Source organism: Mycobacterium sp. NTMscope_Eco_3 (genome assembly GCF_976985685.1).
Window position 1 is genome coordinate 113,527 of record NZ_CDRJYZ010000002.1, and the last position, 16,665, is coordinate 130,191.

Annotated in this window: 12 protein-coding genes; all 12 read left to right on the forward strand. The window is 67.2% G+C overall.

Going from position 1 to position 16,665, the window contains the following annotated elements; genetic code table 11:
- Positions 1–118: 118 nt before the first annotated feature.
- Positions 119–1,024, forward strand: coding sequence for a C40 family peptidase (locus AC0KTM_RS28970; protein WP_139315451.1), 906 nt, complete (start codon positions 119–121; stop codon positions 1,022–1,024).
- Between the two features lie 60 nt (positions 1,025–1,084).
- Positions 1,085–2,626, forward strand: coding sequence for a type VII secretion protein EccB (gene eccB, locus AC0KTM_RS28975; RefSeq protein ID WP_082147687.1), 1,542 nt, complete (start codon positions 1,085–1,087; stop codon positions 2,624–2,626).
- Positions 2,623–6,834 carry a type VII secretion protein EccCa gene (gene eccCa / locus AC0KTM_RS28980; protein WP_047324159.1) on the forward strand — a complete coding sequence of 1,404 codons (4,212 nt, stop codon included), beginning with the start codon at positions 2,623–2,625 and terminating at the stop codon, positions 6,832–6,834. Before eccB ends, eccCa begins: the two co-directional genes overlap by 4 nt.
- Positions 6,835–6,930: 96 nt before the next feature.
- Complete coding sequence (locus AC0KTM_RS28985) at positions 6,931–7,227, forward strand: PE family protein (RefSeq protein WP_047324169.1); 297 nt, start codon at positions 6,931–6,933, stop codon at positions 7,225–7,227.
- Between the two features lie 24 nt (positions 7,228–7,251).
- Positions 7,252–8,412: a PPE family protein gene (locus tag AC0KTM_RS28990; protein ID WP_047324160.1), complete on the forward strand. Its 1,161-nt coding sequence runs from the start codon at positions 7,252–7,254 to the stop codon at positions 8,410–8,412.
- Between the two features lie 141 nt (positions 8,413–8,553).
- Positions 8,554–8,850 carry a WXG100 family type VII secretion target gene (locus tag AC0KTM_RS28995; RefSeq protein ID WP_047324161.1) on the forward strand — a complete coding sequence of 99 codons (297 nt, stop codon included), beginning with the start codon at positions 8,554–8,556 and terminating at the stop codon, positions 8,848–8,850.
- A gap of 43 nt (positions 8,851–8,893) precedes the next feature.
- Positions 8,894–9,178 carry a WXG100 family type VII secretion target gene (locus tag AC0KTM_RS29000; RefSeq protein ID WP_047324162.1) on the forward strand — a complete coding sequence of 95 codons (285 nt, stop codon included), beginning with the start codon at positions 8,894–8,896 and terminating at the stop codon, positions 9,176–9,178.
- Between the two features lie 81 nt (positions 9,179–9,259).
- Positions 9,260–10,183 (forward strand): ESX secretion-associated protein EspG, encoded by a 924-nt coding sequence (locus AC0KTM_RS29005; RefSeq protein ID WP_047324163.1) that lies wholly within the window; start codon positions 9,260–9,262, stop codon positions 10,181–10,183.
- A gap of 126 nt (positions 10,184–10,309) precedes the next feature.
- Positions 10,310–11,818, forward strand: coding sequence for a MinD/ParA family ATP-binding protein (locus tag AC0KTM_RS29010; RefSeq protein ID WP_047324164.1), 1,509 nt, complete (start codon positions 10,310–10,312; stop codon positions 11,816–11,818).
- On the forward strand, positions 11,815–13,332 hold the full coding sequence (eccD, locus tag AC0KTM_RS29015; protein WP_082147688.1) for a type VII secretion integral membrane protein EccD: 1,518 nt from the start codon (positions 11,815–11,817) through the stop codon (positions 13,330–13,332). Before AC0KTM_RS29010 ends, eccD begins: the two co-directional genes overlap by 4 nt.
- Before the next feature lie 14 nt (positions 13,333–13,346).
- A complete protein-coding gene (mycP, locus tag AC0KTM_RS29020) occupies positions 13,347–15,068 on the forward strand; it encodes a type VII secretion-associated serine protease mycosin (RefSeq protein WP_075630230.1) in 1,722 nt (573 codons plus the stop codon).
- Positions 15,068–16,660: a type VII secretion protein EccE gene (gene eccE, locus AC0KTM_RS29025; protein WP_047323686.1), complete on the forward strand. Its 1,593-nt coding sequence runs from the start codon at positions 15,068–15,070 to the stop codon at positions 16,658–16,660. The genes mycP and eccE overlap by 1 nt, the downstream gene beginning before the upstream one ends.
- The last annotated feature ends 5 nt before the right edge of the window (positions 16,661–16,665 follow it).

Consider the following 16,665-nt stretch of genomic DNA (forward strand, 5'->3'; position numbering starts at 1 on the left):
GCTGACTCGTGGTCACGGGTTGTTTCCTGCCGGGCATGGCGCTGCGGGGGGCCAGGTGTTCGCCGCCGGTGGTGACCGGGGTCCGGTGCCGGCCGCTCCGGCTGGCGGAGATAGCAGCTTGACTGGTGGCGCGACAGCGGCCGGGGGCACCTACCAGCGCGCGCACGTGACCGCGGCCGGGTTTGATACGAACTCGGGGGAGACCGTCGATGCAGGGGGTGCGGTCGGTGTGCAGGGGCGGGCCGCCTCGGGGGTGATTCGCGATCAGGCCCGCGCGGTGGGGGCGGCCACGGCAGGGTTGGGTGGTTCTCCGGCGGGTGCGCGGCTGATCATGGCCACGATGGATCAGCATTTGGAGGCGATGCAGCGCCAGTTGGATCAGACCACGGCGCAAAACCGGTTGTTGGCGCTGCGGCTGCGGCAGCTGGCCGCGGGCTATCGCGGGATGGGTTCACCGGGCGTGGGCGGCATGCCGCTTTCGGGGCTGGGTGGCTTGATGGGCGGCGCCGGCGGCGGCGGGGGCGGGCTGAGCGGCTTGAGCGGGCTCGGTGGGGTTGCCTCGGGGATACCTGCGACGTTGATGAGCAGCCTGACCCGCGGCGGCGCCGGGGGTCAGCAGGGCGGCAGTGAGCGCGAATCCGTGCTGGCCGGTGACGGTCGCGGTAGCGGGACGGCGCTGCGCGCGGTGCAGTACGCCGAGACGAAATTGGGGGACCCCTACGTGTGGGGTGCGGTCGGGCCCCGCACCTATGACTGCTCGGGCCTGGTCATGGACTCCTACGCTCACGCCGGGGTGCACTTGCCGCGCATGACTTACGACATGATTCACCACGGCACGCTGGTAGATCGCGCTGATGTGCGCGCCGGTGACTTGGTGTTTTCCAACTTCTCGAGCAGGGGGCCTGAGCATGTGCAGCTCGCCGTGTCCTCGACGAAAGTGATCGAGGCGCCCACCCCGGGTGGACATGTCCAATATTCGAACTTTCCACATGGCCGTGTGGTGGTGAAACGCATTGTCGGGTAACGATTTCTGGGCGCTCTGTGCGGTCGCGAGCTGGTGGCGTAATCGACGACAGGTAGGTATGTGACGGTGGTTGAACCGGGAGCGGGCAAGGGCGACGAGTCGCGGTGGCGCGGGCGCGGCCTGGGGTTGTCGACACGGGTGCAGGTGTCGGGGCACATGTTTTTTGCCCGCCGGGCGGTGTTGGCGATGACGCGGCGGCGGGTTCGGATGGAAGCCGAGCCGGGCCGGCGACAGTCGATGTCGTTGTTGGCGGGCGTAACGATCACCGCGGTGCTGTGTCTGGGGGCCTTGTTCTGGTCGTTGATTCGCCCGGCCGGGTCGGCGGGGCAGGCGCGGATTGTGGCCGATCAGGACTCCGGTGCCCTGTATGTGCGCGTCGGGGACAAGCTGTATCCGGCGCTGAATTTATCCTCGGCGCGGCTGATCGTCGGGGAGGCGTCGACCCCGGTTCGGGTGCGGCGCAGTGAGATCGAGGCACACCCGCGCGGCCCCCTGGTCGGTATTGCCGGCGCTCCGCAAGATATGGCGGTGACCTCGCCGGGCCGCTCGTCGTGGCTGGTGTGCGATGAGATCACCAAGGCGTTCGGGGCGGCAGCGCCAGAACCGGTGACGGTGACCGTCATTGACGGCCAGCCGGAGTTGGGTCCGCGCCGCCACGTGTTGAGTGCTGATGATGCGCTGGTGCGCCGCTATGGGGACGCGGTGTGGTTGATCCGCGACGGCCGGCGTTCGTTGATCAACCAGGGTGCCCGCGCGGTGCTGTTGGCGTTGGGATTGGGTGAGGACGCGGTGTCGGGGTCTCGCCCGATGAGCCGGGCGCTGTTTGATGCTATTCCGGTGGGCCCGGAGTTGTCGGTGCCGGTGATCGCGGGTGCGGGGTTACCGGCGCGGTTCGCCGGGGCGCCGGGTCCGATCGGGACGGTGGTGTCGACTCCTCAGGTGGGTGGTCAGACCGCCTACTCGGTGGTGCTCGCCGACGGCGTGCAGCCGGTCTCGCCGGTGGTGGCTCAGGTGCTGCAAAACGCCGGTCCCGCGGGGGCGGCGATGCCGGTGGTGGCCGGGCCGGTGTTGGCCAAGCTGCCGGTGGTGCAGACGCTGGACTTGTCGGCGTTTCCGGCCGCGCCCCCGCACGTGGTGGACAGCCAGCTCAACGCGGCCGCCTGCTGGCATTGGGAGAAGGTGGACGGGGAGTCGATGGCGACCACGTCGGTGATCGCTGGCCCGACCATCCCGGTGGCCGAGGACCAGGCGGACAAGGTGGTCGATTTGGTGAAAACACCCGGCACCCAGATGCAGGCCGACCGCGTCTATCTGGGTCCGGAATACGCCAATTATGTGGTATCCACCGGCAATTCGCCCTCAGCGAGCACGCTGGAGTCGTTGTGGTGGATTTCCGAATCCGGTGTGCGATTCGGGGTTCCGCGCGAAGAGGACACCATGAACGCGCTGGGCCTGAAGAAACACACTCCCAACCCGGCACCGTGGCTGGCGCTGCGGCTGCTGGCCGCTGGGCCGGCACTGTCGCGCGCTGATGCGCTGGTGCGCCACAACACCTTGCCTGTCGACGCCAACCCGGCCGAACTGGAGGTCCCCAAGTCATGAAACATGGGTTTGCCCGCAAAGAGACTGCTGAGGCGCCGCCGTTTCGGCCAGAGACCATTGAGTTGCCGACGCCGCTGAAAGTGCCGCCGCCGCAGAGCAAACCGCTGTGGTCGGTGGTGTTGATCGTCGGGCTGATGGGTCTGGTGGGGGCGATGGTCTGGGTGTCGTTCGCCAGCGGGGCACGCACGTTCACCGGGGGAGGCTCATTGTTCCCGGTCGTAATGGTGGGCGGTCTGATGGCGATGCTGTTCGGTGGACGCGGTGGCTCGCAGGAGATGTCGCGCTCGAAACTGGATGCGCTGCGGGCGCGGTTTTGCATGATCATGGACGAGTTGCGGGGAACCACCTCGGAGTTGGCTGACCGGCTCGATGAGAACTACCGCTGGTATCACCCGGCACCGGACACGCTGGAAGCCAGCGTGGGCAGTGTGCGGATGTGGGAGCGCAAGCCCAACGGCGGTGATGCCTGGTTCGGGGTGGCCCGGGTGGGGCGGGGCATGACTGACTTGGTGGAGTCGCACGCCGCGGTGTTCGCCGAACCACAAGACGCGCCGACCGATATCGAGCTCGAGCCAGTGACCGGAAAAGTGCTGCAGGAGTTCATGCAGTACCAGACGGTGGCCTACGGGGTGCCCGCACTGGTGTCACTGATGGTCGAGCCTGGCTATGAGCTGCGCGGCCCACGCGAGCGGGTGCTGGGGTTGATGCGCGCGATATTGTGCCAGTTGGTGTTTTTCCACGGGCCTGATCATTTGCGGCTGGTGGTGGTCACCGCGGATGCGGCTGAGTGGGATTGGGTCAAGTGGTTGCCGCACGCCGGCGATGCCCTCCTCGAGGATGGTGCGGGGCCGGTGCGGATGGTGTATGGGTCGGTTAACGATTTCTTGGCCGCGCAGTCCGAGGCGCTGGGGTTACGGGCGCGCGGGGACTTTAGGGCTCGCCTGGGGGCGTCGAAGGAACCGATTAACCCGTTGCCGCACACCGTAATTGTGTGCGACACCGAGGTGGGCTGGGATCGTTTCGGGAGTTCCGAAGGGGTCAATGGGTTGACGTTTTTTGACGTGCGCGGCTCGAGTCGGGTTCCGGCGTGCCGTGATCCGCGCCGCGTGCTGCATATCGGGGACAACGGGGTGGTTTCGGCGGTGCCGCGAGACCCGGTGACCTGGGATGCCCAGGGCAATGAGCCGCAGTTTTTTGCCTATGCAGATCAGGTCAGCCGCGATGCGGCTGAGACGTTCGCCGAGCGCATGTCGCGCTGGCGGCTGGCTGAGGCCTATGAGGCGATCGAAATTGATACCGGGCAGCGGGTGATGGCCCGAGACATCCTGTCCTACTACGGCATTGAGGATGCCGCCCATATTGATTTTGAAAAGTTTTGGGCTTCGCGCAGTGACATCAACTCGTTGCAGCGGTTGAAAGTGCCGCTGGGTAACCGTGCCGATAACAACGAGCTGTTTTTCATCGACCTCAAAGAGGGCGCGCACGGCGGTCAGGGTCCGCACGGGGTGATGGCCGGCACTACCGGTTCGGGTAAAACGATGATGTTGCGGGCGTTGATCGAGTCGCTGTGCTTGGGGCACCCGCCGCAGAATCTGCAGTTCATGCTGGCCGACCTCAAGGGCGGCTCAGGTGTTCGACCTTTCGCCGGGGTGCCTCACGTGGCGCAGATCATCACCGACCTTGAAGAGGACCAGGGGCTGATGGGCCGCTTCGTCGACGCGCTCGACGGTGAGATCGCGCGGCGTAAGGCCTTGTGCGACATGGCCGGTGCTGATGATGCGACCGAGTACAACAAGATCCGTGCGGATCAGTTGTCGTCGGGGGCGGCGCAGGTGTTGCCGGCGTTGCCGGTGCTGATGGTGGTCATCGACGAGTTCGCCGAGTTGTTCAAGATGATGGGTCGTGAGATCGAGGAGTCGCTGGACCGGATCTGCCGGCAGGGCCGGGCGTATTGGGTGCATCTACACATGGCCAGCCAGCAGATCGACACTCGCGCTGAGCGGCTGTTGGAGAACATGGGATATCGGCTGGCGTTGATGACTAAGACCGCGCAGGCGGCTTCGGCGATCGGCGTGCCGAACGCGGTGAACCTCAAGGGCTCTGGGCAGTGCTATTTCTTGGAGGGCAGCCCGCAAAACGGTACCTTGACGAAGTTTCAGGGCGAGTTCTTGTGGCGCGAGTACCGCAAGCCGGGTACCGAGGACCTCGCTGGCGGCCCGCAGTCAGACGGGGCGGCGGTCAGTTACTTTGCGCCGCAGCTGTTTACCACCGATTTCACTCCGCTGCCGCTGCCGGATGACTCTGATACCTCTGCGACGTCCGATGAGGTGGTCGATGAGGTTGACGGGCTAAGCGAGCAGCAATCCGAGGGGGAGGATGACGAGGGCGGTGTGACGGCGCTGATGCGCCCGCAGGTGGGCCGCATCATCATCGACCAGCTGCGCCGGATCGATTTTGAGCCCTACCAGTTGTGGAAGCCGCCGCTGGATGAGCCGTGGAGCATCGAGAAGCTGGTGAACACCTATTTGGGGCGGCGCTGGGACAGTGAGTATGCCCGTACCCCGAATTTGGTGTTTCCGATCGGGCTGGTGGACCGGCCGTTCAAGCATGACCAGCATCCATTGACCGTCGATGTGTCGGGCGCGGGTGCCAACGTGGCGATCGTCGGCGCGCAGGGCGCGGGCAAGACCACCGCGCTGCAGAATCTGATTTGCGCGGCCGCCATGACCCACACCCCCGAGCAGGTGCAGTTCTATTGCTTGGCGTTTTCCTCTGCGGCGCTGGGCAGCGTGGCCGGCCTGCCGCATGTGGGTGGGGTGGCGATGTCGCTCGATGGTGACGGCGTGCGCCGCACGGTGGCCGAGATGTCGGAGCTGCTGGCCTCGCGCAAGCGCAGTTTCGAAGCGACCGGTGTGATGTCGATGGAGGTGTTTCGCCGCCGCAAGGCTGGTCGTGAATCGGGTCCGCTGCCCGATGACGGCCACGGCGATGTGTTTGTGGTGATCGATAACTATGCGGCGGTGGCCAGCGAGTATCCCGAACTGGTGGAAAACCAGGTGAACCGGCTGATCAAGGAGGGGCCGACGTTCGGCATTCACGTGGTCGTCGCGGTCACCAAGACCACCGACCTGCAGGTGATGGTGCGCGGCAACTTCGGCTCCCGGGTAGAGCTGCGCCTGGCCGATGTCAACGACGCGGCGCTGGTCGCTAAGCCGCGCTTGGCCGCGGCGGTTCCTTCGCGGCCAGGGCGCGGCATGATCGGGCAGAACTATGAGCGCGCCGGCGTGGAGCCGGTGGGGTTGCACACCCTGATGGCGCGCCCCGCGCTGGAGTCCACGGATGCTGAGGTGTTCGACTCGCGCAGCGTGGTCGCAGCGGTCAACCGTGTGGCCGGAGGGTTCACCGCGGCACCCAAGGTGCGCCGGCTGCCTCAGCGGGTGGCGGCGGGCGAGCTGGCCGCGCTGGCGGCCTCGGATCCGCGCAGCGCCTCGACGATGGTGTGGGCGCTCAATGAGACCGAACATCCGGCGTTCTTCGACGGTCAGCACCTGATGATCACCGGGCAGGCCAAGTGTGGTCGGACCACGACCTGTGCGACGTTGATGCGCGAGATTGGGCGGGTCTACGCCCCGGGTGCGGAGGGGGCGGCACAGGATGCCGGGCGCCCGGCCGCGCAGGTGTGGCTGGTGGATCCGCGCCGCCAGCTGCTCAATGTGCTCGGGCCTGAGTATGTGCACCGGTTCGCTACCACACCGCAGGCGGTCAAGCAGCGCATGGAGGAGTTGGCGCAGGTCTTGGCGCCGCGGATGCCCAGCGATGATGTGTCGGTCGCTCAGATCGGCCAGCGGCACTGGGAAGGCCCGGAGATTTTTTTGGTCATCGACGATTCGGAGCGCTTGCCCGCGGGATATGACTCGCCACTGGTCCCGATCGCGCCGTTTGTCCAGGCGGGCTCTGATGTGGGGTTGCACATCATCTATACCCGGCTGTTCGGGCCGTTCATGTCGGGGATGGGCGATCCGCTCGTCAGGCTGCTTCGTGACGCGACCGAGCCGCTGCTGGTGATGGACTCTGATCCCGACCAAGGTTTCGTCAAGGCGAAATGGAAGGGACATTCCATGCCACGGGGCCGCGGATTCTTGATGAATACCGGCGATTCGGGCGAATCGGGAATTTATGTGCAAGTAGCCGAGACTGCGGTGGGATAGATCGCTGATGGGCCGCGCGTAAGTCGGCGAGCGTCGATACACTTTTGTCATCAGGCCGGGTAAATGGTCCGGCCGGGTTGGTTGTGGGAGGGTTCCATGTTTGTCGAAGCGTTACCTGCGGGGATTGATGAGGCCGCCTCCGGGCTGTCTGGACTCGGGTCGACGGTAGCGGCGGGCAACGCCGCGGCCGCAGCTCCCATCATGGGTGTGGTGCCTCCGGCACCGGAGCCGGCCTCGGTGCTGTTGGCGGCGGCGTTCGGCGTGCACGGCGGGGTGTATCAGGTGACGCAGGCGATCGGGTCGGTGGTGCACTCGATGTTTGTCTCGACAATGGGCATCAGCTCGGCCGACTATGCCGCAACTGAGGCGCTGAACACCGTCGCGATGGTCTGACCTGCGGGTCCGTAGCACGTAGCCATGCCGGATTACGAGGTTCCTCCCGAGATCAACTCCGGTCGGATGTATGTCGGCCTGGGTTCGGCGTCTCTAATGGAGTCGGCGGCGGCCTGGCAGGCGCTAGCGGCGCAGCTCGGGTCGGCGGGAGCGGCGTTTCAGGCGGTGATCGAGGCTCTGACCAGCACCGCGTGGCTGGGTCCGTCGTCGATGACGATGGCGTTGGCCGCGGCCCCCTACGTGGTGTGGATGATCGCCACCGCCGAACAATGCCAGGCAGCGGCGCTGGCTGCCGCGGGGGCGGCCGATGCGTTCGAGGCGGCGCGGGCCGGCGTGGTGCCCCCGCCGGTGATCGCCCAGAACCGGGCCCAGCTGGTGGCGCTGCTCAACACCAACTTCATGGGCTTTAACACCCCAGCGATCATGGCCAACGAAGCCCATTACGGGCAGATGTGGGCACAAGACACCGCGACGATGTACAGCTTCGCCGGGCAAGCTGCCGGGATCACCGGCACGCTGGTGCCGTTCACCCCGCCGCTGCCGAACTCCGACCCGATCGGGCTGGCAGCCCAAGCTGCCGCGCTGGGGCAATCGGGTGGTACCGCCGCCGGGCAGCAGCCGATGAATTTCGCCAGCAGCGCGGGTAGCTTGCCTGCCGGTTTGGACGGCGAAACCATGTTGTCGATGGGCCCACAGCTGGTCAGCACCATTCCTCAAGCGCTGCAGGGGCTTGCCTCACCGCTGAGCCAAGGACTGGGGGGCGGCGGCCTGGGCCAGTTCCAGTCGCTGCTGAGCCCGTTCATGAGTTTCATGAATCCGGGCATGTTCGGAGCCGGCGGGACCTCGGCGGCCTTAACGGGTGCCGGCGGGCCGGGGCTGGCCGGGCTGGGCGGGGCGGCCGCCGAAGTCGAGGCCGTGGCCGGAGGGGCTGGCTCGTTGGGCGGATTATCGGTGCCGGCGACCTGGACTGCTGGCAGTGGGGTCGAGTCCGCGAGCGCGGCGCGCGCGGTCGCCCCGGTGGCCGCTTCGGGTGGTGGCGGGGTGGCCGCGGCAGCGCCCGCGACCACGGGAGGATCGGGCATGTATGGAGGGACCCCGATGGCGGCAGGTTTGCACGGCCGCGGTAACGATAGTGACGGCGCCCCGCGGTATGGAAAGCCGGTCAAAGTCGTGCGCCGAAGCTAGCCCATATAAGAGAGCATCAATGCCAGGAAAAATTCGCACAAATAGCTTTCGCCGACCGTTGCCGGGCGTCAGATCAGGCCAATAGACTGGCCCTACAGCAACACTGAATTAAATCACCCAGGCTTTAAGGAGAGCGTTATTATGGCCACCCGTTTTATGACCGACCCGCACGCGATGCGTGACATGGCCGGCCGGTTCGAAACGCACGCCCAGACCGTGGAAGACGAAGCCCGCAAGATGTGGGCCTCCTCGCAGAACATCGCAGGCGCCGGCTGGAGTGGGCAGGCCCAGGCGACCTCCTACGACACGATGGGGCAGATGAACCAGGCGTTCCGCAACATCGTCAACATGCTTCACGGGGTGCGCGACGGGCTGATCCGCGACGCCAACAACTACGAACAGCAAGAGCAGGCCTCCCAGCAGATCCTGAGCAGCTAACTGCCAGGCCCCTACCCACCTTTCACACAAGGAGACTTCAGCCATGTCGATCAACTACCAGTTCGGTGATGTCGATGCCCACGGCGCTTTGATCCGTGCCCAAGCCGCTTCCCTGGAATCCGAGCACCAAGCGATCGTGCGCGATGTGCTGGCTGCCGGGGATTTCTGGGGTGGCGCCGGCTCGACGGCCTGCCAGGAGTTCATCACCCAGTTGGGCCGCAACTTTCAGGTGATCTACGAGCAGGCCAACGCCCACGGACAAAAGGTCCAGACCGCCGGGTCCAACATGAACAGCACCGACAGCGCCGTCGGGTCTTCATGGGCCTAGCCCGCAGTATTCACAGGCAAGCACGTGGCGGCACCGACAACGGTGCCGCCACGTTTGCGTTAGACGACCTGGAGATCGTCGATGACCACCGCTGACACCACCGCGGCCACCTCCCGCTCCGACATCACCGTCAACCTTGAGGGGTTGTGGCTGTTGCAAGCCATGCTGGGCATCGCCCAACTTGCCCCCGAGCTGCGTGGGCGACCCTACGGCCAAGCTCAAGACACCCAATGGCTGACCGCGCACCCAGGTCTGGCGGTGTTGGTCGACCAGGGAATCGCCGATGAGGGCGCCGTGGTGCGGTCCGATATCGCCGCCCGCATGGCGGTACTTGCCAGCCCCGACGTCGAAATCGTGGTGTTGGTCTCCCACGGCCCGATGAACGTGGTCACCCCGGTGGTGATGGATGATCCGAGCACCTGGCGGGCGATACCAGATGAGCAGCTACGCATCGTGTTGGCCCGCCGCGACGGCCGCTGGGCCTCGGCGGTGCGCGCCGGGTCTTTGATCACTATCGACGACTGTCCCGGCACTGATCAAGAGTGGATAGAACGCCTGATCGTCGAAGCGCTGGACTCGGTGCACCGGGTCGAGCCGGCACGAATCAGCGCGGTCAACGTTCCCCTCGATGACATGCGTAGCGCGGTCAGCGCGCATGCGCACGCCGGCTCGGCCGCGGCCAAGATGGCCGCGCTGCGCTCACTGGGGCTGCGCGGCGGCGCGCTGGCAGAGCTGGGCGCGGCGCTAGAAGATCCACAGGCCGAGGCCCTGGCGTATGCGCGCGCACATGTGGATACCGAAACGGTATGGAGCGAAACGGTGCTGAACCTGCGCGACACCGCCTCGGGGCGGGTGGCGCTGTATCGGCTCAACCCGCCACCGGGCACCCACCAGGAGTGGCTGGCGATCGCCCCGGCCACCCCGGCCCAACTGCATCACGCACTCACGACGGTCTTCGATAGCGTCGGGGTGCGGGCCTGGGCAAGTCACGAACGAATGGCCTGACAAAAGCGGTACCGGCGTGCCAGCAAAGTGTTCTCGATAAATACCGTATGGGCGTGGTATAGCGAGAATTCCGCCCCTAGGATCAGAAGTAGTAAACGCCAGACGCGCCACAGCGATGGGGACCAAATGACTGACAATTCTGACTTCATGTCGCGTTACCTGCCGCCGGAAAACCCCGAGCAGCACCGCGAACATGCCGCACCCACCGACGAGGTCACCGAGGAGGTGTCGTTGTCGGATTTGCGGCTTCCTGAGCCGACCGCACCGCCTGCGCCTCAGGTGCCCTCACCGCAGCTGCCACCGCCGCCGGTGGGCAAATACGAGTTCGCACCGCCGTCTGCGGAGGGCGGTCCGGCCCAGGCCGGGTGGCCGCCAGCGCCGGACACGGCGCCACCAGCAGCCGGCGACACCGAAGGCGCGCACGCGGCGCCCCCGCCGCCGGGCCCGTTAGGAGCGCCAGGCCAGCCCGGATTCGCTGCGCCGCCGCCGGCAGGGCACCCGAATGCGGTGCCCTGGTCGCGGGCTCCTGGCACGGACTTCGCCCCGCCCAGCGGCCCGATCAAACACCAGCCGCCCCCGATTCCGCCGCGCCCGCAGTTCGAACAACGTCAGCCGCCCCCGCAGCGGTGGACACCCCCCAACGTCGACCCAGTCGAACGGTGGGCGCCGCGTGCGGACCTGCAAAGTGTCGGCGCGCCGCGCACCAGACACGTCCAGGTCGAAGAAGTCGTCAAACGGCGCCGCGATCCGGCTGACATGGGTTGGCGCAAAGCGGTTTACGTCTGCACAGGCGGACTGATCAATCTGGGCGCTGGCCCTCACGAGCGCCAGCTCCGTGACTGGAAGGCCCGAGTCACCTCCAACATTCCCGGCAACTACCAGATCGCGGCGGTGTCGGTGAAAGGCGGGGTCGGCAAGACGCGCGTGACCGCCGGTGTGGGCACCGTGTTCGCCGCCGAGCGCAACCAGCAGGTCCTGGCGATCGACGCCGACACCACCTACGGCGGGCTGGGCCGCTTCGTTGACCCCAAGGCACTGAGCTCACTGGGGGATCTTCTTGCCGCTCAAGACATGGTTGTCGACTATCCCAAAGCCCGTCATTTCACTGGACAGAACAAGCAGGGCCTCGAAGTGTTACCGGGCAACCAGAATGTGGCCAACCCAATGGAGTTGAACAAGAAGGTCTTTCATGACACCGTCGCGCTGACGCGCCGGTTTTACCAACTGGCACTGGTCGACTGCGGCGCCGAGGTGGAAACCGAGTTCTTCAAAACCGTGCTGTCCAACACCGACGCGCTGATGATCATCGGCTCCTGCAACGCTGAGGGCGGGCTGGCGATCGAGACGACAGTCGAATGGCTGGCCGCGCGCAACGGCCACGAGCTGCTCAAGCGGTCGGTGATCGTGCTCAACGACATCCATGACTGCGCGACGAAGGCCTTCATCTCCCATATCACCGAGACGGTGGGGCCTCGGGTGCGCTCGGTCAAGACCATCCCGTGGGACCCGCATCTGCGCGACGCCGACACCCTGGACTTTTTGGCTCTGCGTAAAGCCACCCGGTTGGCGTTTTTGGAGCTGGCCGCCGAGCTTGCCGACGGGTTCCCCACCGCTGCGGGGGCGCGAAGCGCGTGACGATCGAACGGCAACGCGACAACCCTGTAACCGCGGCATCCGGTCCGGCTCTGCCCGACCGGGTCTTGGTGGCGGTCATCGCTGGGGCCACCAAGATCGGAGTGGTGTTGGACGCCACCGCGGCGGTGTCGGTGCAATTGACGGCGTTGGTGGACTTGGTCAACACGCGCCTTGCTGAGCTGGGGGAATCACCGTTGGCGGCCACTGCGCGGGGCCGTTGGACCTTGTGCTGGGTCGATGGCAGCCCGCTCAAACCGGGGTTGTCGCTGGCCGCCCAGGGCGTCAGCGATGGCACGCGGCTGTGGCTGCGGTTCGCCCCGGACACCGAGGCACGTATCAATGTCGTCGAGCATGTCACCTCGGCGGTGGCCACCGAGCTCAGTAAGCGCTGGCCGGCAGTCACACCGGTGTGGGCGGCCCGAGTCGGGGCAGCCATGGTGGTCGCCGGTGTGTTGGCCGCAACGGTCTTGCTGGCCCGCTGGCGTTACGGGCACCTCGGCTGGCTGCCAGCCGCCTATGGTGGCGCGCTGGCCGCGGTGCTGCTCGCGGCGGCGGTGATCATCTTGACGCGCCGCGGGACCAGTGTATTGGTGCGTGGTCTTGGTGACACGCTGCTGTTGACCGGCTGCGTACCGGCGGCCGTGGCCGCCGCCGCCGCGGTGCCCGGCCCGGTGGGCGCCCCGCACGCCGCGCTGGGTTTGGCGACCGTATTGGTAGCGGCGCTGTTGGTGGTGCGGTTCACCGGCCGCCATATCGCGTTGGGCACCGCGGTGATCGTGACCGCGGCCGCGGGCGCGGTGATCGGGTTGGTGCGCATGACACTGGTGACCTCAGCTCCGATCCTGCTGACAGTGCTGCTGCTGATGGCGGTGATAGGGATGCATGTATCCCCCACGGTGGCGCGCTGGGCGGCCGGGATTCGATTGCCGGTGTTCCCCTCGGCCTCGGGCCGCTGGATCTTTGAGGCGCGCCCTGATTTGCCGGCCGATCATGCGGTGGCCAGCGGGCAAGTCGCCACGTTCGCCGGCCCAGAGTCGGTGCGTGAGGTCGCGGTGGCCACCGACCGGGCGCACTCCTACCTGAGCGGATTGCTGGTTGCGACAACGGGTTTGGCGGCGGCGTGCAGCGTCGGGTTGTGCGATCCGCACGTGCCGCGACGCTGGCTGCCGCTGGTCTTGGCGGGCCTGGTGGCGGTCGCGGTGCTGCTGCGGGGCCGCTCGTTCACCGACCGCTGGCAGGCGACGATTCTGGCGTTGGCCGCGGTCGCGCTGGTGATCGGGGTGGCCGGGCGCTATGTGCTGGGGTTGTGGACGATGCCCGCACTGCTGGTGGGGGTGTCGGTGATGGTGGCGGTGCCCGTCGCCGGGCTGGTGGCCGGGGTGGTGGTGCCCAACCGCTTCTACACGCCGACGTTCCGCAAAGTCGTGGAGTGGATCGAGTATGTGTGTTTGACCGGCATTTTCCCGTTGGCGTTTTGGCTGATGGGTGTCTTGGCCGCGATCCGGTACCGGTAGCAGGGGTGACTTCGGTGAGTCGTGCGCAACAGGCCTGCGCGGCGGTGTCCGCTGTTGCAGTGGTGGGGTTGACCGGGCTGTGGGCTGCCCCGCCGGCTACCGCAGTGGAGCCCCCACAAATTGATGTGGGCGCAACCCCGCCCGATGGGCCTCCGGGCCCGGATCAGCCGATGCGCCAGGGCGCGTTTTGCCCCAAGGTGGGCACGCTGCCGGGTACGGACTATCGGGTGCAGCCGCACTACATGGACATGCTGGATTTGGGCGAGGCGTGGCGGTTTGGCCGCGGTGCGGGTCAGAAGGTGGCCGTCATCGACACCGGGGTCAGCCCGCATCCGCGGCTGACCGACCTTGTCGGCGGCGGTGACTACGTGGTGGCCGGCGGGGACGGCCTGGCCGATTGTGACGCCCACGGCACGATCGTGGCGTCGCTGATCGCCGCCCAACCGGCCGACGGCAAAACACCGCTTCCCCCGCCGCGCCAGAGCCGTCACCCCGACACGGTGCCCACCACGGAGGCCCCACCTCCACCCCCGCCGCCGCAAACGGTAACCGTGCAGCTGCCACCGCCCCCGCCCCCGCCGCCACCGGACGGGGCCGGGTGGCATCCCCGAGCGACCCCGCAGGTGGTGATGCCCGCCGGTCACGCCAAACTTGCCCCCGAAAGCCCTGGCACAGGACCTGATGACCCGGCCCCGCCTGGACCGCCAGCGCCGCCACCCCCGCCTCCGGGAGCCCCCGCGCCGCCGCCACCGCCGGCGCCGGCAGCGGACGGGTTTTCCGGGGTGGCCCCCGATGTGCAGGTCATTGCGATCCGGCAAAGCTCCAAAGCGTTTAGCCCCAAGGATGCCTTCGCCGGTAACCAGGACCCGGCCACCCGGCGCAAGGCCGGCGATATCCGCACCATGGCGCGCGCGATCGTGCATGCGGCCAACATGGGCGCCACGGTGATCAACATTTCGGAGGTGTCGTGTATGACCGCGACCGACATGATCGATCAGCGCGATTTGGGGGCGGCGATTCATTACGCCGCGGTGGACCGCAACGTAGTGATCGTGGCCGCGGCCGGCAACGTCGGCAATGAAACCGGTGTCGGTAACGACTGCAAGCAGAACCCGATTTATAACCCGTTGACGCCCAACGATCCTCGCGACTGGGCTGGGGTGACGACGGTGGCCACCCCAGCATGGTTCTCCGATTATGTGCTCACCGTGGGCGCGGTGGATTCCAGCGGCGCTCCGCTGGGCAGCAGCATGGCCGGGCCCTGGGTGTCGATCGCCGCGCCCGGTACCGACGTCGAAGGCCTCTCGCCGCGCGATGACGGGCTGATGAATGCCGTTGAGGGCAACAAGAACACGCTAGTCGCCCAGGCGGGCACATCGTTTTCGGCCGCACTGGTGTCCGGGGTGGCCGCGCTGGTGCGCGCCAAGTACCCCCAGTTGACCGCACATCAGGTGATCAACCGGTTGCTCGCGACAGCGCGGGCGCCAGCGCGCGGGGTGGATAACCAGGTCGGGCACGGCATCGTCGACCCGGTCGCCGCCTTGACCTATGACCTACCGCCTGGTGAACCTGTGGGGCCTCAGCACTTGGCGGCGCCGCTGGTGCTGGCACCGCCGAAGGTGGGCCGCGACATGACCCCGGTGTGGGTGGCCGCCGCCGGGGTCGGCGGGCTTGCGCTGCTGTGCTCGGTGGTACTGGGTTCAGCCGCCCTGATGCGTCGACGAGAGGGCCGGTGATGAAGTCAAATTTCCCGCTGAGTGTGGCTGCGAGCTGGGCGCGGGTCGTAGCGGTGTTCGTCGTCGACGTGGCGGTGATCGCAGCGGGCGCGGCCGCGGCGGGCCGCCCCGGCTGGTGGGTCGGTGTCGGGCTGACCGTGCTGATCACGGTCCTGGTGCTGCTGTGTTGGCGCGGTGCGCCGCTGCTGAGCCTGCTGTGGCGATCGGTGACCGGGCGCCGCCCGCGCGTCGGCGCCGCCGGCGAGCTGGCTGATTACGAGCGCCGCTTCGGGTCCGGGCCGGTCGGAATCCGCGCCGTGGGGCCACATTTGGTGGCAGTGGTCGCAGTCGACGGACCGCCGCATAGTCCCTCGGTGTTGGACTACCCGCGGGTGGAGTCCTTGGCGAAGCTGCCCCTCGAGGCGGTGGCCGCTGGGCTCGATCAGTTCGATGTGCACTTAGAAGGCATCGACATTGTCAGCGTGGGGGCGCGGCGTGCACCTAAAACGCATCACCCGTATGCGCCGGTGTATTCGGCCGAGGTGGGTGATCATCCCGCGGTCGGGCAGCGCCGCACGTGGCTGGTGGTGCGGTTCAACGCCTTGCAGAGTGCTAGGGCGATCGTGTGGCGCGAGTCGGTGGCAGCCACGATGAGCGCGGCCGCCGAATGGCTAGCAGCCGAGCTGACCAGCTTGCGTATCCCGTCACGGGTGCTCAGCGCCGCCCAGATCCGCGCCGCCGATGAGGCACTGCTGGCCGGTATCGACCCGACGGGCCTAGCGTCTGGATGGGGCCGGCTGCGCCATGCAGGCGGCTACGTGCAGACGTATTGGATGTCGCCAGGTGACATATCGAGTACTGCGATCGACCGGCTGTGGGCACCGGATACCGACGCCACCGCGGTTTCGGTCCAGCTGCGTCGTGCCGATAACGGGGCCACCACGGCGGGGGTGATGGTGCGCTACCACACCGGCGGCCCGCTGCCCGAGCCGCCGCTGACGGGCCTAAATCCGCTCGTCGGCCGCCACGACGCTGGGCTGGCCGCGGGTCTGCTGACCGCGGCCACCGGCGGGCTGAACCTGCCGGCCCGCGAGTTGGCCGCCGGGGAGAAGGTGGCGGTCCCGATCGGGGCAACGGGCATCATCGTGGGAACGACCGCCAGCGGGCATCCGCTGCTGGTGGATCTGCACGACCCCACCGAACTGGCGACGGTGACGATCGCCGGGGAGTTCGCGCTGCTGGTGCAGGTGGCGTTGCGGGCAGCCGCGACCGGATACCAGGTGCTGATTTGCACCAAGCAGCCGCAACGCTGGCAACAGGTCACCGGGGTCGGGCTGCAGATGGTGGGGGCGGCAGGCCTCGCTGAGCAGCTACCTCCGTCGCAGTACCCGTACGTGGTGGTCTATGACCGTGTCGGGGGCCCAACACCGGCGGGCGCGGCGGTCACCATACGCACCGTGGGTGCGCGCTCGGCCAGTGGCGCCGATATTCACATCGAGCAGGATGGTCGCGGCGCCGCGGTGATCCGCACGTGGGCATTTCAGTATCGGTTGCGGATCAACCTCGATTACGAGCGCCGCTTGATTGATGCCGGTCCCCGCCGGGCGGCCTAAACGGT